At 61.5% G+C, this 21,162-nt stretch carries 17 protein-coding genes; 8 read left to right on the top strand and 9 right to left on the bottom strand.

Annotated features, from left to right (window positions below; all coding sequences use genetic code 11):
- Positions 1 to 55: 55 nt before the first annotated feature.
- The 6 genes from FJ428_RS20275 to FJ428_RS20300 form a co-directional block, all read right to left on the bottom strand.
- The gene (locus FJ428_RS20275; protein ID WP_140880015.1) at positions 56 to 1,270 is read right to left on the bottom strand and encodes a DUF2235 domain-containing protein; all 1,215 of its coding nucleotides are present in this window, start codon (positions 1,268 to 1,270) and stop codon (positions 56 to 58) included.
- A gap of 142 nt (positions 1,271 to 1,412) precedes the next feature.
- A complete protein-coding gene (locus tag FJ428_RS20280) occupies positions 1,413 to 2,612 on the bottom strand; it encodes a mandelate racemase/muconate lactonizing enzyme family protein (RefSeq protein ID WP_140496529.1) in 1,200 nt (399 codons plus the stop codon).
- A 9-nt stretch (positions 2,613 to 2,621) separates the two neighbouring features.
- Positions 2,622 to 2,948 carry an NIPSNAP family protein gene (locus FJ428_RS20285; protein ID WP_140496531.1) on the bottom strand — a complete coding sequence of 109 codons (327 nt, stop codon included), beginning with the start codon at positions 2,946 to 2,948 and terminating at the stop codon, positions 2,622 to 2,624.
- 102 nt (positions 2,949 to 3,050) lie between these two features.
- Positions 3,051 to 4,412, bottom strand: a complete 1,362-nt coding sequence (locus FJ428_RS20290; RefSeq protein ID WP_140580357.1) for a mandelate racemase/muconate lactonizing enzyme family protein — start codon at positions 4,410 to 4,412, stop codon at positions 3,051 to 3,053.
- 66 nt (positions 4,413 to 4,478) lie between these two features.
- The gene (locus FJ428_RS20295; protein WP_140513313.1) at positions 4,479 to 5,645 is read right to left on the bottom strand and encodes a mandelate racemase/muconate lactonizing enzyme family protein; all 1,167 of its coding nucleotides are present in this window, start codon (positions 5,643 to 5,645) and stop codon (positions 4,479 to 4,481) included.
- 52 nt (positions 5,646 to 5,697) lie between these two features.
- On the bottom strand, positions 5,698 to 6,408 hold the full coding sequence (locus FJ428_RS20300; protein WP_140496537.1) for a GntR family transcriptional regulator: 711 nt from the start codon (positions 6,406 to 6,408) through the stop codon (positions 5,698 to 5,700).
- 214 nt (positions 6,409 to 6,622) lie between these two features.
- Between FJ428_RS20300 and FJ428_RS20305 the strand changes: the two genes are divergently transcribed.
- The 7 genes from FJ428_RS20305 (at position 6,623) to FJ428_RS20335 (ending at position 14,588) form a co-directional block, all read left to right on the top strand.
- A complete protein-coding gene (locus tag FJ428_RS20305; protein ID WP_140880016.1) occupies positions 6,623 to 8,101 on the top strand; it encodes a sugar ABC transporter substrate-binding protein in 1,479 nt (492 codons plus the stop codon).
- Between the two features lie 78 nt (positions 8,102 to 8,179).
- Positions 8,180 to 9,139 carry a sugar ABC transporter permease gene (locus tag FJ428_RS20310; RefSeq protein ID WP_140666520.1) on the top strand — a complete coding sequence of 320 codons (960 nt, stop codon included), beginning with the start codon at positions 8,180 to 8,182 and terminating at the stop codon, positions 9,137 to 9,139.
- A complete protein-coding gene (locus FJ428_RS20315) occupies positions 9,136 to 10,026 on the top strand; it encodes a carbohydrate ABC transporter permease (protein ID WP_140496543.1) in 891 nt (296 codons plus the stop codon). Before FJ428_RS20310 ends, FJ428_RS20315 begins: the two co-directional genes overlap by 4 nt.
- Positions 10,027 to 10,036: 10 nt before the next feature.
- Entirely contained in the window at positions 10,037 to 11,134 is a 1,098-nt protein-coding gene (locus FJ428_RS20320) for an ABC transporter ATP-binding protein (protein ID WP_140496545.1), read from the top strand.
- Between the two features lie 31 nt (positions 11,135 to 11,165).
- Entirely contained in the window at positions 11,166 to 12,329 is a 1,164-nt protein-coding gene (locus FJ428_RS20325; protein ID WP_140524021.1) for a mandelate racemase/muconate lactonizing enzyme family protein, read from the top strand.
- A 24-nt stretch (positions 12,330 to 12,353) separates the two neighbouring features.
- On the top strand, positions 12,354 to 13,094 hold the full coding sequence (locus tag FJ428_RS20330) for a ribonuclease activity regulator RraA (RefSeq protein ID WP_140496549.1): 741 nt from the start codon (positions 12,354 to 12,356) through the stop codon (positions 13,092 to 13,094).
- Between the two features lie 1,149 nt (positions 13,095 to 14,243).
- A complete protein-coding gene (locus FJ428_RS20335) occupies positions 14,244 to 14,588 on the top strand; it encodes a hypothetical protein (protein WP_140496551.1) in 345 nt (114 codons plus the stop codon).
- 115 nt (positions 14,589 to 14,703) lie between these two features.
- Here FJ428_RS20335 and ggt read toward each other — a convergent pair whose 3' ends face one another.
- The 3 genes from ggt to FJ428_RS20350 form a co-directional block, all read right to left on the bottom strand.
- Positions 14,704 to 16,443, bottom strand: a complete 1,740-nt coding sequence (gene ggt / locus FJ428_RS20340; RefSeq protein WP_140496553.1) for a gamma-glutamyltransferase — start codon at positions 16,441 to 16,443, stop codon at positions 14,704 to 14,706.
- Positions 16,444 to 16,657: 214 nt separating this feature from the next.
- Positions 16,658 to 17,950, bottom strand: coding sequence for an L-rhamnose catabolism isomerase (rhaI, locus tag FJ428_RS20345; protein ID WP_140564775.1), 1,293 nt, complete (start codon positions 17,948 to 17,950; stop codon positions 16,658 to 16,660).
- A gap of 87 nt (positions 17,951 to 18,037) precedes the next feature.
- Entirely contained in the window at positions 18,038 to 20,140 is a 2,103-nt protein-coding gene (locus FJ428_RS20350) for a bifunctional rhamnulose-1-phosphate aldolase/short-chain dehydrogenase (RefSeq protein WP_140880017.1), read from the bottom strand.
- 187 nt (positions 20,141 to 20,327) lie between these two features.
- On the opposite strand from FJ428_RS20350, the gene FJ428_RS20355 reads away from it, so the two are divergent.
- Positions 20,328 to 21,131: a DeoR/GlpR family DNA-binding transcription regulator gene (locus FJ428_RS20355; protein ID WP_140880018.1), complete on the top strand. Its 804-nt coding sequence runs from the start codon at positions 20,328 to 20,330 to the stop codon at positions 21,129 to 21,131.
- Positions 21,132 to 21,162: the final 31 nt, after the last annotated feature.

The raw sequence follows: 21,162 nt of genomic DNA on the forward strand, positions 1-21,162 counted from the left end.
CGCCGCGCCCACCTGAAATTTCTCCACCGGCTACACGGCCCGCTCGGCGCCTGCGCTAGCCAGCTTCGTTGGCCAGGTGATCCTTCATGAGGTCACCATAGGGTTCAACATTGAATGCGGTTGGAAAATTCTCGGGCTTATAGGCCGGGATCGCCGCCTTCCGATCCAGAACCGACTGATGGACCAGCGGCCGCCGTTCCTGTCGCTCGATCATGCGCGGCTCGGCTTGCGGTAGGTAGAAGCCGAGGACCGATTTTCGCTTCCATTCACGCCATTTAACCGATTTTGGAATCCACTCGAGCGGCTTCCAGCCCACGGTCATTGAATCATGCACGATCCCCAACGGATCGGGGCTGACGAACGTCATCGTCCCCTCGCCCTTCCCTTCCCCGAAGACAAGCCGCTCCAGCATGCGGGAATTGGTCTGCAATCCAAATGCTTTGGCCTGATCAACCATCCAGTCGAGCGGAAATTTGGATATGGCGCTTTCCTCTTCAGGATAGCCACCGCCGACATCGGAATGAGATCCGGCGAACCAGACTTGTTTGATATCCTGCTCTTTTGCCGGCGAAATCTTGTCGAAAGGATTTTCGACGAATGGCTGCGGCTCGACCCACCGGTTCAGCCGGAACATGCGACGATGCTCATCGATCGCAATTGCATGTCGAAAGACTTCGACGCTCGGGTTGGTCCTCGTATGCGGCAGTGTGAGGAGCTGTGGCAGAAGCCGGTCGCTTCGCGGCACGATGATCGACGCCACGGTGTCCCAAACACCAAGAAATCTGATGCGCGCGTCCCGGGCTCCTGAAATCTTGGAAAAGTGCCAGGCAACGCTAAGGTCGTGCTCATCGCTGGCTTGCTTGTAAGAGCTTACGGCATACTCGACGATGTTGAGTTGGTCCGGATGCAGCAGGCCGATCATGTGGATCAAGCCCGCAACGGCGCGGGCTGTATAGGCTCCGCGGCTGAAGCCAAAGAGGAAGATTGCGTCCCCTTCGACGTAGTGCCTGCAGATGAAGGCGTAGGCGCCGGCGATTTCGGCGTCGAGACCATATCCAGTTGCGAGCTCGAACACGGATTTCGCGTTCTGGCGCCATCGCGTCCAGGCATCGCTGGCACCGATGGTTCCTATGCCGGCGTCGTAATAGACGCGCTGCTCCTCATTCTTCTTCAGGATGCGGAACAACTTCAAGACGTTCGAGAGATTGCGCTCGATCTGGTTTCCCGTTCCATCGCAGCAGACAACGATGTTTTTGCCAGTCCGCTTCAACACCACCGCCTCTGACGGTCCAGTTCAGACCAACCAATTTTGACCCAAGCTGTGGATCACATCAACAGGCATCTGACGACGGATACCGATGAGAATGTAGGCGGCGCCGTCGGCGTGGTTCCGGTAGCGAAAGAAGAGGGCTTCAATCAAAGAAGCCCGTATCCTCTTCCCTGAGATACTTCCTGGCTGCTTCGGCGTCGATATCGAGGCCCAGGCCCGGCGCTTCCAGCAGGTCCACCATGCTGTCCTTCACGATCTGCGACGGCAGGCCGATCACGAGATCCTCCCACCAGGGGTCGGAGGCGCTGGGATATTCGAAGGCGATGTAGTTGGCGGGCAAGGTGGCGCAAACGTTGATCAGGGCGCCGAGGCCCAGCAGGCCGTTCGCGGTGCCGTGCGGCGCCATCAGGATCGAGTGCATGTAGGCATGCTCGGCGACCCATTTGAGCTCGGCAATGCCGCCGATATCGGCAGGATCTGGGCCGATGACGCGCACGGCCTGCGTCTCGATCAGCTCCTTGAAATTGTGCCGCAGGTAAATCTGCTCGCCGGTATGGATCGGCGTCGAGGTGGAGGTGGTCAGCTCCCGATAGGCCTGCGGATTGACCCACGGCACATAGTCGCCGGTCAGCATGTCCTCGAGCCACATCAAATTGTACTTCTCCACCGCGCGAGCGAACTTGATCGCATCGGGCAGCATCCAGCCCGGGCCGCAGTCGAGCGCCAGGCTGACCTTGTCGCCCAGCACTTCCTTCATGGCGATCACGCAGTCGAGCATGTGGTTGAAACCGCGCTCGCTGATCACGCCCTGATCCATGGCACCGTGATAGCCGGCCTTCTTCTGCGTCACGCCATAATGGAAGTCCTCGATGCTGTCCTTCATGTTCGAGTGGAACGAGATTCCTTGCTTGACCATGAAGAAGTTCTGCGGCTGCTCCATCATCCATTTGACGTCGGCCGCATAATCCTCCGGCCGGTCGCCCGCGCGTTTCCGGCGGATCGAGCCGTTATAGACGCGCACCTTGTCGCGCACCTTGCCGCCGAGCAGTTTGTAGGCCGGCACGCCAGCGGCCTTGCCGGCAATGTCCCACAGCGCATGCTCGATCGCGGAGACGGCGGCGCCATAGGGCTTGAACGAACCTCGCTGGCGGATCTTCAGCATCACCCGCTCGACGTCGGTCGGATCCTCGCCGATCAGCGCCTCGCGGAAATGCAGCACAAAGGGCTTGAGATAGGTCTTTGTGAACTCGACCTCGCCAAGGCCATGGAGGCCCTCGTCAGTGACGACGCGAACGATGGGATGCCGCCCGATGACGGCGCAGCGCAGGTCGGTGATCTTCATGGCACAGTCCTATTTCACAGACGAGAAAGCTGTCGGTGTGAGCAGCTGGCTGGCGATATTGGCAACGATCTGCCCGTCACGCTCAGACTCGTCCCGGGCCCTGTGCCATGCCGGATCGGTGACGAAAGCCGCCCATTTCGCCTCACGCTCGGCCAGCGATTCCCAGGCGAGGAAATAGGTAAGGCGATTGCTGTTTTCGCCGATCGCCGTGGTGAAAAACCCGGCTTGGCGGATGCCATGCCTCTCCCAGATGGCCAGCGTCTGGTCGGAAAAGCGCTTGAGCAAAGCCGGCAGCCTGCCCGGCAGGCAGTCATAGATACGCAGTTCGTAGATCATGGTTTCGTCCGTTTCTTTCTTCGCCTCTCCCCACGGAGAGGGCGACACGAATGGTCGGTCGTTGGCCCTGTGAGCTTGAGGAATGAGGGCTGGGCGTCTGGGCTAACTCCAGGTCCGGTCCCAGCTATATTCATTGTCCCAATGCTCGGTGGATTGCCAGATGCCGGTGACACCCGGCTGCAGATGCTGCGAGATCACCTCGTCTACGACGTCGTCGATCCCCAGACCCGGCTTGTCCGGAACAGTGATGAACCCGTCCTGCACGAGCGGCTTGGGAAGGCCGGTGACGATATCGTCCCACCAGTCGACATCGGCGGAGTGGTATTCGAGCGCCATGAAATTCTCGGTCGCGGTCGCGACATGGGCCGCGGCCATCGCAGCGATTGGACTTTCGGCCATGTGGATGGCCATGGCGACGCCGTGATCCTGCGCCATGTCGCCGATCTTCTTGGTCTCCAGGATGCCCCCGCTGGTGAGCAGGTCCGGGTGGATAATGGAGAGGCCCCCGCTCTTGAGCAGCGGTTCGAACCCCTCCTTGAGGTAAATGTCCTCGCCGGTGCAGATGGGCACCGTGGTGGCGTCCTGCAACTGCCGGTACTGCTCGGTGTACTGCCAGGGGATTACATCCTCGAGCCAGGCCGGCACGTATTTTTCAATTCGCCTGGCGAGCCGAATGCCGTTCTGGAGTGAGATGTGGCCGACGTGGTCGATAGCGAGCGGGATCTCCATGCCGATGACCTCGCGAACTTCGGCAATGTACTGCTCGAGCAGGTCGAGGCCCTTGTCGGAAAAATGGAGGCCGGTAAACGGGTGGGCGACATTATGCAGGTCGTAGGCCGCGTTGCGGGCGCGCCGCTCATCAACGGTCTTGAGTGGGCCGCGGGCGGGATGAACGCGATAGCCTTCCAGTGAGCCGGCAGGAGACACGACCGCGCCGGGCACATCCGCGATCTGCATCAGCCCCAGATCCATCTTGAGGAAGGTGAAGCCGAGCTCCATGCGCTGCTTGAGACGTTTGCCGGTCTCTGTGCCGCTCGGCACGGTTGCATCGGTATCGCAATAGAGGCGCACCTTCTCCCGAAACCGGCCGCCGAGCATCTGGTAGATCGGAACGCCATAGGCCTTGCCGGCGAGATCCCACAGCGCGATTTCGACCGCCGAGACGCCGCCGCCTTGCCGGCCGTGCCCGCCGAACTGCTTGATCCGGCGAAACAGGCGATCGATGTTGCAGGGATTCTCGCCAAGCAACCGGCTCTTCAGCATCAGCGCGTAGGTGGCGCTGGCCCCGTCGCGCACCTCGCCAAGCCCGACGATGCCCTGGTTGGTGTAGATCTTGAGCAGCGCCGTTGTGAACGGTGCGCCGACGATTTCAGCCACCCGCATGTCGGTGATGCGAAGATCGGACGGCTTGGAGTTCATGTTCACCCGATCAAGGGCTTCGTCGGCTCCACCGGTCTTGGGCATCACTTATCCTCGTTTTGGTAGGCGGGCTTTTCGGCGGCATGCAGCCCCGACATGAGGCGACATGCGTCAGCCCAGCTCAATCTCGTGGGCTTGCAGGTACTCGCGGTCCATCTCGATGCCGAGACCGGGCTTCGACGTCAGTTTCAGGCTGCCGTTCGAAACGTCGAGCGGTGTGTCGATGAGATGATCGTATTTACCCAGGTTCCACTCCGACGTCTCGAGCTTGTAGAAGTTAGGAACTGTCATCATCACCTGCGCCCCCGCCACCACGTTGATCGGCCCCGCGGCGTCATGCGGCGAGACCGGGACGTAGTAGGCTTCGCACAGGGCAGAGATCTTCTTGAGTTCGGTAATGCCGCCGGTCCAGGTGACGTCAGGCATGATGTAGTCAGCGAGCTTGTTTTCGAGCACCGGCACGAAGTCCCACTTGGTGTGGCCGCGTTCGCCCCACGAGATGGCGGCGCTGACCTTCTCACGCACCTGCTTGAGGGCATTGAGGCTCTCGGGCGGGCAAGGCTCCTCGAACCAGTCGATCTGGCCGGCTTCCTCGAGGCTTCGGCAGAGGCGAATGGCGGTCGGAACGTCGAAACGGCCGTGCGCATCGATGAGGATATCGACATCAGGGCCCGCCGTTTCGCGGATCAGAGCCGTGAGTTCGGCCGCTTCGCGCTCGTCCTTGCGAGTCATGCTGCCATCGAGGTAGCCGTCCCGCTGTTCGCGCGACACGCCATCGGCGCCACGTCCCTGATGCGGGAAAGGATCAAACTTGAGCGCAGTGTGTCCGGACTCGACGATGTCCCGAATTTCGCGGACCACCGCCTCCTTGCTGGTAAATTTGGACTGGTTGGGATGGGTGTAGAGCGCGATTTCATCGCGCACCGGCCCGCCCAGCAGCTCGTAGATCGGCTTGCCCAAAACTTTGCCCCGGATGTCCCAGAGAGCTATGTCGATGGCGCTCACGCATTCGACCGCGGCGCCGCGGCTGCCCATATAGGTGAAGCTGCGGAAAATCTTGTGCCAGAGATGCTCGATCCGGGCCGGGTCCTCGCCGGTCACGGCGGCGCCGATCTGCCGCAGGATCGTGCAGAGCGCGCGGTTGGCGAGCTTGGTGGTGGTCGTGATCTCTCCCCAGCCGCTCACCCCCTCGTCGGTCGTCACTTCGACGAACAGGTACTCTCCCCAATAGGACGCATCGGACTTGATCAGCCACGGCCGAATGCTCGTAATTTTCATGTCAGCTCCCTCTGTCTGATCGTCGGGCTAGCGATGTTCTGGAACGGGCATTCTATCCGGCCCGAGCGGCGTTGCGCGCACGCATATGTTCGAGGATGTGCCGGCCGGAGCCCTCGACATGGCGGGCAACGAGTTCGGCCGCCTTGTCGGCATCTCCCGCCTTTACGAACGCGATGAGTTCGCGGTGCTCGCGAATGATCGCGGCACGCCGGGCAAGCGTGAAATTGAAACGCCGGCTCACGGCTCGCAGCACTTCACGATGCTTCCACCAAAGCTCGGCGGCATGGCGGTTGTAATGCCGCTGGTACATCACGGTGTGGAAGGCGGTATCCAGCTCGCTGTGCCTGAACGTATCGGCGAAGTTGTTCTCTTCAATCAGGTCCTGGAGACGTTGGAGTTCGGCGATGTCCTCGCCGGTGGCCATATTCACAAACCATCGCGTCAGGGCCGGCTCGATCAGAACGCCGATCTCATAAATGTCGCGGACAAACTCTTGATCGATAGGCCGGACGCGCGCCCCGCGGTTGGGGAGAAAGGTGACAAAGCCTTCGCCGCGCAACAGCTGCAAGGCTTCGCGCACGGGGTTGGTCGAGGTGCCGTGGCGCCGGGCGAGATCAGTGACCACGAGCCGTTCGTTGGCGGCAAGCCGTCCCTCGATGATGTCTTCCCTGATCAGCTCATAAAGCGAGGCGCCCTCGCTGGACGCCCCTATGGGGTCAATCCCCACCGGTGGCTTGGCTTTGAAATCGTTTGGTTCGGCCAAGGCCGGCTCCCCTGGATTAATACACACCCTTTCCGATTAACACGCAAAGTTTCGATAAACAATGTACGATCTAACGCGTTGACAGGCAATTCATGATCTGAAAACGTACAAGGCTCCCGAACGGGTACACAGATACAAAGACGTCCTGCGATCAAACGAGCAAGACCGCTTTGCCTCGCCGCAAAGCGGCATGGGAGAACCAGGGAGGATACCTATGACGAGGATTATACTCGGCAGTGCGGTCCTGCGCGGCACTGTCGTCAGCGTTTTGGCGGCATCACTGATGTCCACATCGGCGCTGGGCGCACCGCCGGTCGACCTCAGCAAGTGGTCGCCGGAATATGTTCGCGCCATTGCGGGCACACAGGATTTCGACACGGCGGCCGATTGTGCCAAGGTCACCCCGCTGGACTACAAGGGGCGACTGACCTTCTGGTATCAGGGCGTGTTCGAGGGCGACCCCGACCTCCTGCGCCAATACTACAAGGAATTCTTCGAAACCTTCCGCAAGACCTATCCAAACATCCAGCTCGAGGAACAAGCCCTCACCTATAACGATCTTCTCGACAAGTTCCGCACCGCGCTCCTCGGCAATGCCGCGCCGATGGCGGTCCGCTTGCAAATCCTGGGTGGTACCGAATTCGCTTCAAAAGGCTATCTGCAGCCGCTGAAGCCCGAGGACGTGGGCTATTCGACCGAGGACTTCTGGCCCGGCGCCATGAAGGCCGTGACCTGGGACGGGGTGACCTACGGCATTCCAACCAACAACGAAACGATGGCGTTCATCTGGAACGCCGACATCTTCAAACGCGCCGGCCTCGATCCGGACAAGCCACCGGCAACCTGGGACGACGTCATCAAGTATTCCAAGCAGATCCACGACAAGCTCGGCATTGCCGGGTATGGCCTCGTGGCTCGCAAGAATGCCGGCAATACGCCGTATCGCTTCATGCCGCAGCTATGGGCCTATGGTGGCGGCGTCTTCGACGAAGCGGCGGCAAACCCGACCTATGAGCAGGTCGAGCTGGACAGCCTGCAGAGCAAGGCGGCGCTGCAGGCTTCCTACGACATGTATGTTCGCGACAAGTCGGTTCCGGTTTCGGCACTCACCAACCAGCAGGCCGATAACCAGCCCCTGTTCGTCGCCGGCCAACTCGGCATGATGATCTCGCACCCGTCCGACTACAATGTCATGCTCGACCTGCAGAAGAAGGCGACGGGCACCGACAAGGACAAGGCGCAGACCGTCATCGACAACATGCGCTACGGCCTGATCCCGGCCGGGCCCGACGGCAAGCGCGCGGTCGTGTTCGGCGGCTCGAACATCCACATCCTGAAGCCCGAATATGTCGAAGGCGGCAAGGTAGACGAGCCGGCGGCGAAGGCTATCATCTGCATGTGGACGAGCCCTGAATGGTCGCTGAAGATGGCCTATGCCGGATCGAATCCCGGCAACCTGAACGGCTTCAAGACCAAATGGATGAAGGAACGTCTGGACAACATCAAATTCCTCGATGTCACGACCTCGATGCTGCCATACGGCATCCCGTTCCCGGCGCTGCCGCAGGCCCCGGAGATCATGAACATCATCGTCCCGGACATGCTGCAGAATGCTCTGACCGGAGCGATGACCGTCGACCAGGCGGCGGACGACGCGGCCCAGAAGGTGAAAGACCTGATGGGCGGGCTCTAGCCTGCGCCTGACCCACGACCTGACCGGCTGCGCTGACAGCGCAGCCGGTTCGTTCCGAAGAAACAAGGGCATACCATCGTGACGATCGTGACCGGCAAGGCCGAGGCGCGCCGAAAATTGCAACCCGGCAGGTCCGGTGCGCTGCGGAATATCTGGGAGCATCGCGCCGACTACGCGTACGTGCTGCCCGCGATCGCCGTGATGCTCATCGTCATCGCCTATCCGATCTACTACACGATCGAGCTGTCGTTCTATAAAACGCCGCCCGGCCTGCAGCTCCGTGACAAGACCTTTATCGGCTTCGACAACTACACGGCCATCCTCACCAGCGAGGTGTTCTGGAAAGTCACCTGGAACACGCTGGTCTGGACATTCGGGTCCACCTTCATCTCCTTTGTCCTGGGGTTTGCCACTGCGCTGGCGCTCCACCGCGACTTTATCGGACGCGGTGTGCTGCGCGCTATCCTGATCATTCCCTGGGTCATCAGCGCGGTCGCCGCCTCCTATATCTGGAAGTGGATCTACCATTCGGATTTCGGCATCATCGGCGCAGTGCTGGTCGGCCTCGGATTGGCCGACCGACCGCCGAATTTCATCGACAATGTCAGCACGGTTCTCCCCTCCCTGATCGTCGTCAACATCTGGCGCGAGTTTCCGTTCGCTATGATCATGATGATGGCGGGCCTGCAGACAGTCCCCGAGCAATTGCTGCTCGCCGCGAAAGTTGACGGAGCCAATGCCTGGCAGCGCTTCTGGCACGTCACCTTCCCGCACCTTCGAAACGTCTCGGTGGTGACGATCCTGCTGCTGGCAGTGGCCAACTTCAATTCCTTCATCATCCCCTGGATCATGACCGGCGGCGGGCCGTCGAACGCGTCGCATATCTGGATCACCCATATTTACGAACTCGCCTTCGGCCGGCAGCGCTGGGGCGTGGCATCGGCCTATTCGGTGCTCCTGTTCATCATCCTGATGACGCTGGGCTACTTCTATGTCCGTGCGCTGAGCGGCAACGAGCGGAAGGAGGGCGGTGCATGAGCGCGATTGCCGAGACGGTCTCCCGAGGCCAGACCCGTCGCCGTATGCGCGTCGACGGGTGGCGGTGGGCCGGGCGCATCTTCCTCGTTTTCATGCTGCTTTATACGGCGTTGCCGATGATCTGGATGCTGATCACCTCGATCAAATCCGGGTTCGCGGCGACGCAATTCCCGCCGCAATGGTGGCCGGACGAGCCGACCCTCGCCAGCTATCAGAAATTGCTCGATCCGCAGAACAGCGTCGGCCAGGACTTCCTCCGCTTCTTCTGGAACAGCCTGTTCGTGTCGACCGTCACGACAATCCTTTCCGTAATCGTGGCTGTCCCCGCGGCCTACGCTTTTTCGCGCTTCAGTTTCCCCGGACGGAACTTCCTGTTCTTCGCCGTTTTGCTGCGCAACATGTTTCCGGCAGTGATCTTTCTCGTGCCGCTCTTCATCCTGATGCGCGCGATCGGCCTGGTGAACACGCACGGCTCGCTCATTCTCACCTATCTGACCTTCGGGCTGCCGCTGGCGATCTGGCTGCTCAAGGGCTTCTACGACAACATCCCGGTGCAACTCGAGCAGGCGGCGCGCATCGACGGCGCAACGCGGTTCCAGGCCTTCATCCTGATCGTGATGCCGCTCTCGACGCCTGGGATCATCGCCACCGCGATCTATTCCTTCATCGGCGCCTGGAACGAATACATCTACGCCTACACCTTCCTTTCCAAGAACGAGCAATTGACGCTGCCGGTCGGCATCCAGCGCTTCTTCTCGGAAAACACGACGGACTTTCCGGGCCTGATGGCGGCCAGCTTCATGATGAGCGTGCCCGTCGTGGTGCTGTTCCTCGTCCTGCAACGATACTTCGTACGCGCCCTTACAGAAGGCGCGGTCAAGCATTAGGGAGTTGCCAATGGCCCACGTGGTCCTCAAAGATCTCGTCAAGACCTATGGCGGCTTCAAAGCTGTCAACGATGTTTCGCTGACGGTCAATGACGGCGAGTTCGTTGCGCTGGTCGGCCCGTCAGGCTGCGGCAAGACAACCACGCTCAATCTCGTCGCGGGGCTGACCTCGATCACATCGGGCGACATCGTCATCGGAGACCGGGTGGTCAATGATCTCGACCCCAAGGACCGGGACATCGCAATGGTGTTCCAGAACTACGCGCTGTACCCGCAGAAATCGGTCTACAAGAACCTGGCGTTCCCGCTGCAGATGCGCAAACTCTCCAGGGACGAGATCGACAAGAAGGTCAGGGAAGCGGCGCGCGTTCTCGACATGACGCACCTGCTCGAGCGCAAACCGCGGGAACTTTCGGGCGGGCAGCAGCAGCGCGTCGCCCTTGGCCGTGCCCTCGTCCGCGACCCCGCTGTGTTCCTCATGGACGAGCCGCTCTCCAACCTCGACGCCAAACTGCGCGTGCAGATGCGATCCGAGATCAAGCGCTTCCACCAGGACCTCAAGGCAACGATCATCTACGTGACGCACGACCAGCTCGAAGCCGTGACCATGGCCGACAAGATGGCGGTGATGAATGGCGGCTATCTACAGCAATACGATTCACCGGCGCAGGTCTTTGCCCATCCAGTCAACATGTTCGTCGCCAGCTTTATCGGCAGCCCGGCGATGAGTCTCATTCCGCTGGAGGCTTCGACGGCAAACGGCAGCACCGCGCTGACCAGCGCGGAAGGCTGGACGCTTGAGCTGTCGCAACTCAACGCGCGCAAGGTCCAGGGAGCGACCACCAAGAAGGTCGTGCTCGGCGCGCGGCACTCGACGATCAAGCTGCACAAAAGCGCGGTCCCGGGCGCCATTCCGGCCAAGGCCTATACGGTGGAGCCGACCGGAGACGTCACCTTCGTGCAAGCATTCCTGTCGGGCGCCATCGTCAACATCAGCGTGTCGCCCAACGTCGCCGTCAAACCTGATGAGCGGATCTGGCTCGAGTTCGACCAGGAGCGGATGCATCTGTTCGACGGCGAAACTGAAATGGCCCTCAAGGCCGATTGAGACAGGGGATGCGCGTGGAACGCGGGCGTGTATGACCAAGAACCTGAAGATCACCGCGATCAAGCCCTACCCGGTATGGGTGGGAACGCGCAACCAGATGCTCGTCAAGGTCGAGACCGACCAGGGTATCTTCGGCTGGGGCGAGAGCGGCTTGAGCGGTCGCGAGAAAGCCGTGGCGGGCGCGGTCGAGCACTATCGCGAGTTTCTCATCGGCCGCGACCCGATGCAGATCGGCCTGATCTGGCAGGAGGTTTACCGCAGTCAGTACTTCGAAGGAGGCCGGGTCCTGCAGGCGGCGATTTCCGCCATCGACATCGCCCTTCATGACATCAAAGGCAAGGCGCTGGGGGTGCCCGTCTACGAGCTGCTTGGCGGCAAGCAGCGCGACCGCGTGCCCACCTTCGCCTCGACCGGAGACGAGGCCGAGGGCGATGTTGCGATCGAACGCGCCCGCGAACTGCGCGCGCAGGGCTGGCAGGCAATCCGCTTCTTCCCCATCGGACAAAGCAGCAAGGACGTCTTCGAGCCGCGTGAATCGATCGGCCCTACGGCGAGCATGCTGAACAAAGCGCGCGAGGCGCTGGGCGATGAGGTGGTGCTCGGCGTCGATTATCATCACCGGCTGTCGGTGGCCGAGGCGGCGAGCTTCTGCAACAAGCTTGGCCGCGGCGTGCTTGATTTCCTCGAGGAGCCGATACGGGCCGAGACACCAGAGGCGTACGAGTCCCTTCGTACGATGACCGACATCCCCTTTGCCATCGGCGAGGAATTTGCCAGCAAGTGGCAGTTCCTGCCTTACATCGAGCGCGGCATCCACCAGTTCAACCGGCTCGATGTCTGCAATGTCGGCGGGCTCACCGAGGCGATGAAAGTCGCTGGCTGGAGCGAGGCGCACTATGTAGACCTGATGCCGCACAATCCCCTTGGCCCGGTGTGCACGGCCGCAACCGTGCATCTCGCCGCCGCGGTGCCCAACTTTGCGTGGCTAGAAACCAGGATCCCCGAAAGGAAGCTGGGTTTCGACAATTCCGACTTTTTCCCCGTACAGCCAAGGCTCGACGGGACCGATTATCCGGTCAGCGACCTGCCGGGCCTCGGCGTCGAGGTCAATGAAGCGGCGGTCCAGGCGCAGAGTTTCCGTTTCTGGGAAGCACCACATCTCAAGCGCCGCGACGGCTCTGTCACCAACTGGTAATTCAATTTCAACCGGAGTCCGAAAATGACGCATACTCCCGATATCACGCGGCCGCCCAAGGACCTGATCGACGCGCTAAGGGAGATCGGCGCCGCCACGGTCGCGGGCACACTTGGCCATATGGGCTTTCGCAATCCGCACATGGTCGGCCCGGTGCCGCAGAACCATGGGAAGTCGATCGTCGGGCCGGCACTGACATTGCAGTTCATGCCGCAGAGACCGGACCTCTTCACCGAGGGAGAATATGCCGATCCGGAGACGCAACTTCACAGACATGTGCTCTACCATGCGCAGGAGGGCGACGTGGTCGTCGTCGACGCGCGCGGCGACATGAGCTCCGGTGTCTTCGGCGATATGATGTCGACCTATTTCAAGGGCAGAGGCGGTGCGGGCATCGTCATCGATGGGTGCATGCGCGACCGGCCCAATGTCGAAAAGCTCGACCTGCCTCTTTGGCTGCGCGGCTGGACGCCAAATTATCATGTGCAGACCAGCATCTATCCCAATGCGGTCAACGTTCCGATTGCCTGCGGCGGTGTCACGGTGATCCCCGGCGACATCATCGTCGCCGATGACGACGGGGTGGTGGTGCTTCCCGTCGCAATGGCCCCGAAGGTCATCGAAGAATCCCAGAAGCATCACGATTGGGAGGAATTCTCACGAATGAAACTCATGGGGGGCGCGCCGTTGCAACGCTACTATCCACTGCACCCAAGCGCGAACGACGAGTACGAGGCTTGGCGGAAAGCCAACGCCAAACCTTGATAGACAGGATGAGCTGACAGTCGCCAGCGCGCGTCAGCCATTCCCCCTAATTTATCCTGGCGCCGCGCTGTGCGTCGAACAGGTGCGCCTTGCGCATCATCGTCTCCAGCCCGATCTCCTGATCAGGTTTGAATGGCGGCCGATCCCGGCTCTCCGCCCGCTCGTTGACCTAAGCTGGGTTTAATCCCTGGCCACTCCAGACCTGTCCCTGCCGAAAGCTGGCGGCTTTTGCATCGGGAGATACCTGACCGCGCTGGTGGCGACACATTACCGTAACGGAAGCGGTCCTATCATTCATTCGGTGATTTTGGGCGAGGGTCGGGGATCGTCGGCCGGGACCGTCAAAATTAGGGGACCTGATATGGCCACGCAGCTTTGTCACATAGAGACAGCATTCTCGGGAACGGGCTCGGCAATGGCTCCAAAGTTCGCGGAATCATGCGCTTGGGCGAATGCACGAGGCGTAACGATCTATCAGCGTTCAAAAACGGTATGGATCGCGGCCGGCGGCTATCGAGGCCGCGATTTGAAAGTAAAGGGACGGTCGCCTGCCACCGCGCTCGCACTATGGATTGAGGCTGTCCAGTACAGAGGTTCGACATGAGGCTGACCAACGAGGCGTCCAAGGCACGCAAGGAGATCAGCATCCATCGTATCGCCGCCCTGATACCAGCTTAGGATATCGCAGGCCGTCGCCGAAAATCGATCCCCGGCCGAGCTTTGTCCATGCGATCAGCCCGGCCGCTTTGGTCGAGCTGGTTCATCATGAGCCCGCGAGCGCCAGCATGACGCTCGCCCAAGTGCGGAACGCACCTGGCTCAACATCAAGCGGACGCCCGGAGCTGAAAATTTTACGCGGCCGCGCCTGGCGCCGCGGCTCCGGTCGCGTAAAAATGCTTCTGTCGAAGCTCGAATCAACTCCGCCATCATGTTTTCTCCAGAAGAAACGCCCATATAAAAGCAGGTTGGCGGGCCGTTGCCATTCGGGCAGACACCGCTGGCGTTGCGGCGGTGATCCGAACCCGCCAAAACGGATGGCGCGCCCTGCCGGACGGTTTGATATCGCGGTCAACACGTAGGGAGAAACACGCGATCGGGTTGCGCTCGGCATGTGTTGATGGTTTGTTGCCGGTCAGCGGAGAACGAGTGATGCGAGAATCCATCGGTCAAGACGAATACGGGTCGACCAGCCCCTTCGATCCGGATGACCTGCCGAATTTGAATGCGATCGGTCCGGCGATGGGCAGCGGCAATGACTTCGAGAGATACGCGGTCGCCGTCATAATCGTGTTCGGCGCCCTGATCATAGGCGGGCTGATGGCCGCGTCGATGACCTTCGGCCACCGCAACGGTTTCCTGTTCGCGCTCGGCGGCGCCACATCGGCCTGGATATCGGGAAACGCGCTTCTGCTCGACCGGCCGCGCATCTACGCACTGTTCGTCGGCATCGCGGCCCTGATGCTGATCGCATCCACCGTCACGCTGATTTCGTGACGGCTTGATCGTCAATTAGAGCGGTCGTTTCACGGAAACTCAGGTCGCCCTGTCTTTTCGTTTTCGGTGCGATTGCGGACGCGGGTTCACGCGCTTGCGGAGTGCGCCAGTCCCATCAGTAGCCGAGCGCCTCGCCGGAAGCGGCGCGGCTGTCGATGGCGCCATTGTAGCGCGCGCCGCCACCCTTCCCGATTTCCGCAAGGCTCTTGCCGCCGACCAGGATGCCCGCCGCCTGGCCCCAGGTCTTGTCGCTGAGATCGAGGTGATAACCCATGCCGGCCAGCAACCTTTCGGTGTCCGGCGACAGGCCGAACGGCTCGATGTAGACCGTGTCGGGCAGCCATTGATGATGGATGCGCGGCGCGTCGATCGCCTCCTGGATGTTCATGCCGTGGTCGATGACGTTGACGATGGCTTCCAGCGTAATGGTGATGATGCGCGAACCGCCGGGGCTGCCGATGACCATGAACGGCTTGCCGTCCTTGGCCACCACGGTCGGGCTCATCGACGACAGCGGCGTCTTCTTCGGCTGGATGGCGTTGGCCTCGCCCTGGACCAGGCCGTAGAGGTTGGGCACGCCGGGCTTCTGGGTGAAATCGTCCATCTCGTTGTTGAGCAGGATACCGGTTCCGTCGGCGACGACGCCGGCGCCAAACGAGCCGTTGAGCGTGTAGGTGACCGCGACCGCGTTGCCGTCCTTGTCGATGATCGAATAATGCGTCGTCTCCTTGCTCTCGCCGAACCCCTTCGGCATCAGGTCCTGAGACACGCCGGCCCGGAACGGATCGATCTTGTCGCGGATGTCCTTGGCGTAGGCCTTGTCCAGCAGTTTCGAGACCGGATTGTCGACGAAATCGGGATCTCCGAGCGCCGAATTGCGGTCGACATAGGCGTGGCGCATGGCCTCGACCATGACATGCACGGTCTCGGCCGAACCGGCGCCAAGATAGGACAGCGGATAGCCTTCCAGCACGTTGAGGATTTCACAGATGATGACGCCGCCGGAGCTGGGCGGCGGCGAGGAAATGATCTCGTAGCCGCGATAGGAACAGGTCACCGGCTTGAGCTCGCGCACCGCATATTGTTCGAAATCGCCCTTGGCCAGGATACCGCCCTTGGCGCCGCTTGCCTTGACGATGGCATCGGCGATGGCGCCCTTGTAGAAGGCGTCGGGGCCTTTTTCGGAAATCGCCGAGAGCGACGCGGCTAGGTCGGGTTGGACCAGCCGCTCGCCGATGCCATAGGGCTTGCCATCCGGCTTCAGGAATATGGCCGCCGCGGCGGGATCCTTCGCCAGCCTGTCGGCACCTCCGGCAAACGAGGCGGCGTCACCCTGATTGAGGATGAACCCGTCCTTGGCATAGCGAATGGCCGGCGCCATGAGGTCCTGCCGGGACAAGGTGCCGTATTTTTCGCGCGCCATCTCGAAACCGGCGACGGAGCCCGGCACGCCGACGGCGAGGTAGCCGTCGAGGCTGGCGCCTTTCACCGGTTTGCCGTCCTTGTCGAGATACATGGTCTTGGTCGCGGCCAGCGGCGCACGTTCGCGGAAATCGAGGAAGGTCGACTTGCCGTCCTTGAAGCGGACAGTCATGAAGCCGCCGCCGCCGATATTGCCGGCATTGGGATAGACGACGGCGAGCGCATAACCAACGGCGACCGCCGCATCGACGGCGTTGCCGCCCTTCTTCAGGACTTCGACGCCCACCTCCGACGCCAGATGCTGCGCGGTGACAACCATGCCGTTCTCGCCTTTGGCAGGCGCTGGCGAGGCGGCGAAGGCGGCCGCCCATGGCGCGAAAGCGATTGTGAAGGAGAGGCTGACGGCGATCAGCGTGCGGCGAGTGATATGCATGGCGAGGCTCCTGGCGGGGGACGCCTAGGAAACCGTGTTGGGGTGATCGAGTCCACTAACAATTGAGGGAGCACGAGAAAGAGCCCCACCCGGATTGCCATCCGACCTCTTCCCTAGTCTAGTGGAGAGGAGGCTGTCAGCGCTCGCGCCAGTCTCTTCTCCCCAGCGGGGAGAAGGTGGCCGCGAAGCGACCGGATGAGGGGCGGGCTCGGCCTCAGACAATGCCACCGCTGCCGCCGGCAACGGCCGGGCGTTCCGCCGCGACCTTGGCGCGGTAGCCTGCCGCCCGGTAAGCGGCGACCGGATCGATGGCGCCGCCGGTGTTCAGCCGCGCCATGGCCAAGATCGGCTCGACATCGGTGCGGTAGGCTGATTTTAGCGTCTGCGTTGCCATCAGCGCGTCATTGCCGTCCTGAAAAGCTTCAAGCGCCTTGCGGTCGACCAGCAGCGCCTGCGCGTAGGCGCGCTGCACCTCGACCGCGGACAGCATCAGGCTCTCGATCGGATCGGTGACGTTGTGGCTCTGGTCGAGCATATGGGCCGGATCGAAGCCGTCGGCGCCGGACAGTTCGGCGTCGACCAGTTCGTTGAAGACCAGGAACAGCCGGTAGGGGTCGATCGAACCGGCATCGAGGTCGTCGTCGCCATATTTCGAATCGTTGAAGTGGAAGCCGCCGAGTTTCCTGAACTGGATCAGCCGCGACACGATCATCTCGATGTTGACGTTGGGCGCGTGGTGGCCGAGGTCGACCAGGCAGAACGCCTTGTCGCCGAGTTCCTTGGCAATAATGTAATTGGTGCCCCAATCCTGCACGACGGTGGAATAGAAGGCAGGCTCGTATATCTTGTGTTCGGTAAACAGCTTCCAGTCAGCGGGCAGCCCGACATAGACCTCTTTCATGGCATCGAGATAGCGCTCGAACGCCTTGGCGAAGTTGACCTGGCCGGGGAAGTTCGAGCCGTCGCCGATCCACACCGTCAGCGCCTTCGACCCAAGCGTCTTGCCGATCTCGATGCATTCAAGATTGTGCTCGACCGCTTGCCGGCGCGTTCCGGCATCGGCATGCGAGAGCGAGCCGAATTTGTAGGACAGCTTTTGGTCCCTGGCGTCGGAGAACGTATTGGAGTTCATGGCGTCGAAGCCGAGGCCGAAACGCGAGGCCGCCTGCTTCAGCCGGTTCGGGTCGGCCTTGTCCCAGGGAATGTGCAGCGACACCGTCGGTGTCGCCTGCGTCAATTGCTTGATGACGGCGCAATCCTCGATCTTGTCGAAGATGTCGCGCGGTTCGCCGGCGCCGGGGAAACGGGCAAAGCGCGTGCCGCCGGTACCGACACCCCAGGAGGGGATCGCCACCGCGAATTTCTCGACCTTGTCTCGGATCGCGTCGATGGCGATGCCGCGACGGTCGAGCCGTTCGCCGAGCGAGGCGTAGTCACGCTCGAGGTCGGCCTTGCGCGCGGCGTTGTTTTTTTCGACGACGTCAGCCGAGATGATGGTTTCGGACACTGCTGTTCCTCCCAGATTTCGTTCGGCTGGCGCTGCCCCTCATCCGCCTGCCGGCACCTTCTCCCCGTGAACGGGGAGAAGGAAGGCCTAGCGCGTAAAGCTTTGCGCGTTACCGGCGTCGACATTGACGATGTTGCCGGTCGACTTGGCCGACATGTCGGAGGCGAAGAAATAGATCGCTTCGGCGATGTCCTCGGGAAACACCGAGCGCTTCAGCATCGAGCGCGAGCGGTAATGTTCCTCGAGGTCGTCGGTCGACATCTTGTAGGCGGCGGCGCGCTGTTCCTTCCACTCGCCGGACCAGATCTTGGAACCGCGCAGTACGGCGTCCGGATTGACGACGTTGACCCTGATCTGCGCCTCCGCGCCCTCAAGCGCCAAGCAGCGGGCGAGATGAATCTCGGCGGCCTTGGCGGTGCAATAGGCGGCAGCGTTCGGCGAGGCGGCAAGGCCGTTCTTGGAGGCGACGAAAACGACGTTGCCGCCGATCTTCTGCACCCTGAACAGCCGGAACGCTTCCCGCGAGACCAGGAAATATCCCGTCGACAGGATGTCCATGTTCTTGTTCCACAGCGCCAGCGTCGTGTCCTCGATCGGCGCCGAGGAGGCGAGGCCCGCGTTGGAGACCAGAATATCAATGCCGCCGAACTCGACCGCCGTTTCGGCAAAGCCGGCGACGACCTGATCCTCCGACGTGACGTTGATGACCACGGGGCGGACAAAATCCTTGCCATAGGCCTTGGCCAGTTCGTCGTTGGCGCTGGCAAGTGCTGTCTCGTCGATGTCGGCGAGCACCACGCAGGTGCCTTCGCGCAGCAGCCGGCTCGCCGTCGCGCGGCCGATGCCGCCCGCGCCGCCAGTGACGAGCGCGATCTTGCCGGCAAGAGCCTTGGGCTTCGGCATGCGCTGCAGCTTCAGATCCTCGAGCAGCCAGTATTCGATGTCGAAGGCTTCCTGCGCAGGCAGGCCGACATAGGAGGAGACGGTCGAGGCGCCACGCATGACGTTGATGGCGTTGACGTAGAACTCCCCCGAAATGCGCGCCGTGGCCTTGTCGCCGGCGAAGGTGAACATGCCGACGCCGGGCATCAGATAGACCACGGCATTGGGATCGCGGATGGCGGGCGAGTCCGCATGCTTGCAGCTGTCATAATAGGCCTGGTAGCCTACGCGGTATTCGGCAATGTCGTCGGCCAGCCGCGCGATGACGGCATCGACATCGGGCTTGGCCGGATCGAACTCGATGACCAGCGGCCGGATCTTGGTGCGCAGGAAATGGTCCGGGCATGAGGTGCCGAGTGCCGCCAGCGGGCGCAGATCCCTGGAATTGACGAATTCGAGCACGGCGGCGGAATCGTCGAAATGGCCGAGCTTATGGCTCTTTTCCGAGATCAGGCCGCGGATCCTCGGCATCAGCTTCGCGGCGATGGCGCGGCGTTCGGCGGGGTCGAGCGACTTGACCGCTTCGCCACCGAAAATGGCGACACCCTCGGAACGCCGCTCGAACCACTCGATCGCCTGGTTGATCACCGAGATCGTCGTTTCGTAGCATTCCTTCGGGCTGTCGCCCCATGTGAACAGGCCGTGGCTTTCCAGGATGACGCCCTTGGCGGCTGGATGGTCGAGGCAGAATTTCTCCAGCCACAGGCCAAGTTCGAAGCCCGGCCGCTTCCACGGCAGCCAGCCTATGGCGTCGCCGAAGATTTCCTTCGTCAGGGCCTTGGAATCTTTGGCGGCAGCGATGGCGATGATGGCGTCGGGATGCATGTGATCGACATAGGGCTTCGGCACGTAGGCATGCAGCGGCGTGTCGATCGAGGCCGCGCGCGGATTGAGATTGAAGGTGCAGTGGGGCAGATAACCCACCATCTCGTCTTCATGCTCGACGCCGCGATAAAGGCCTTTGAGGGCTCGCAATTTGTCCATGTAGAGCGTGGCAAAACCATCAAGCTTGATCGAAGCGCTGTCGCCGCCGGAGCCCTTCACCCACAGCACTTCCACGTCCTGTCCGGTGAGCGGATCCTGTTGCCGGATTTTCGACGATGTGTTGCCGCCGCCGTAATTGGTGACACGCTTGTCGGAGCCGAGCGTGTTCGAACGATAGACCAGAAGCTCGGGATCGCTCATCCCCCTTACCTTCGCATCATCCCAAAGATTGGCGAGGCGCGAGCCGGAGCGCTTGTCGAGCATGGGTAATCCTCCCTTGAAGCGCGGACGGTGCGCTCCTCTTTTCGTCGGGAATGTCTACGCAAGGCGGGGCTTTGTCAATCACAAACGATCAACATCAATCATATTGCACTGCACAATGAAATTATATGATCGGAAATGATTGACACTGCGCGATTTCTAATGCCAGATGGCCATGCAGGGAGGAACCATGCACGAAAAAGAGCGCCACAGGATCATTCTGTCCGCCGTCCAGGAAAAGCCTGTGGTGACGGTGCAGGAAATGGTCGACCTGACGGAGTCGTCCGAGGCGACGATCCGGCGCGATATCGCGGCCCTGCACGTGCAAAAGCGACTGCGCCGGGTGCGCGGCGGCGCCGAGGCGATCACGCCGCCACAGTTCATCGGCCTTGCCGGCCGGCCTTTTTCCGTCAACGAGACGCTCAACGCCGCGCAGGAGCGGGCGATAGCGCGGGAAGCGGTGGAGCTCTGCAAGGACGGCGAGCCGATCATCATCAACGGCGGCACCACCACCTTCCAGATGGTGCATTTCCTGACCGGCCGCCGCATGCCGATCTTCACCAATTCCTTCCCGATCGCCGAAAGCCTGCTCAAGCACTCCAAGAACACGGTGATGCTGTCCGGCGGCACCATCTACCGCGAGCAGAACATCATCCTGTCGCCCTTCGACAATGACGTGACGCGCAATTTCTACGCGCGCCGCATGTTCATGGGCGCCCAGGGGCTCGGGCCGCTCGGCCTGATGGAAGGCGATCCGCTGTTGATCCAGGCGGAGCAGAAGTTGATCGACCAGGCCGACGAGCTGGTGGTGCTGGTCGATTCCTCGAAATTCCGCAAACGCTCCAGCCTGATCCTGTGCGGCCTGTCGCGCATCGCCACCGTCATCACCGACGACGGCATCGAGGACCGCGAGGCAAAGATGCTCGAAACAGCGGGGGTAACGCTGATCGTCGCCCGCAAGTCGGCAAAGGAAGAATCTTCGCTGCAAGCCTGAGACACCCTCACGCCCGCAGCGGCGATGGAAT

The sequence above is a fragment of the Mesorhizobium sp. B2-8-1 genome (assembly GCF_006440955.1).
Lineage (GTDB): Bacteria > Pseudomonadota > Alphaproteobacteria > Rhizobiales > Rhizobiaceae > Mesorhizobium.

What these genes read in the sequence shown, in the direction of transcription:
- FJ428_RS20280 (WP_140496529.1), bottom strand. Translation starts at nt 2,612, where the DNA reads ATGAAGATCACCGACCTGCGCTGCGCCGTCATCGGGCGGCATCCCATC.
- FJ428_RS20285 (WP_140496531.1), bottom strand. Translation starts at nt 2,948, where the DNA reads ATGATCTACGAACTGCGTATCTATGACTGCCTGCCGGGCAGGCTGCCG.
- FJ428_RS20290 (WP_140580357.1), bottom strand. Translation starts at nt 4,412, where the DNA reads ATGCCCAAGACCGGTGGAGCCGACGAAGCCCTTGATCGGGTGAACATG.
- FJ428_RS20295 (WP_140513313.1), bottom strand. Translation starts at nt 5,645, where the DNA reads ATGAAAATTACGAGCATTCGGCCGTGGCTGATCAAGTCCGATGCGTCC.
- FJ428_RS20305 (WP_140880016.1), top strand. Translation starts at nt 6,623, where the DNA reads ATGACGAGGATTATACTCGGCAGTGCGGTCCTGCGCGGCACTGTCGTC.
- FJ428_RS20315 (WP_140496543.1), top strand. Translation starts at nt 9,136, where the DNA reads ATGAGCGCGATTGCCGAGACGGTCTCCCGAGGCCAGACCCGTCGCCGT.
- FJ428_RS20320 (WP_140496545.1), top strand. Translation starts at nt 10,037, where the DNA reads ATGGCCCACGTGGTCCTCAAAGATCTCGTCAAGACCTATGGCGGCTTC.
- FJ428_RS20325 (WP_140524021.1), top strand. Translation starts at nt 11,166, where the DNA reads ATGACCAAGAACCTGAAGATCACCGCGATCAAGCCCTACCCGGTATGG.
- FJ428_RS20330 (WP_140496549.1), top strand. Translation starts at nt 12,354, where the DNA reads ATGACGCATACTCCCGATATCACGCGGCCGCCCAAGGACCTGATCGAC.
- FJ428_RS20335 (WP_140496551.1), top strand. Translation starts at nt 14,244, where the DNA reads ATGCGAGAATCCATCGGTCAAGACGAATACGGGTCGACCAGCCCCTTC.
- ggt (WP_140496553.1), bottom strand. Translation starts at nt 16,443, where the DNA reads ATGCATATCACTCGCCGCACGCTGATCGCCGTCAGCCTCTCCTTCACA.
- FJ428_RS20350 (WP_140880017.1), bottom strand. Translation starts at nt 20,140, where the DNA reads ATGCTCGACAAGCGCTCCGGCTCGCGCCTCGCCAATCTTTGGGATGAT.
- FJ428_RS20355 (WP_140880018.1), top strand. Translation starts at nt 20,328, where the DNA reads ATGCACGAAAAAGAGCGCCACAGGATCATTCTGTCCGCCGTCCAGGAA.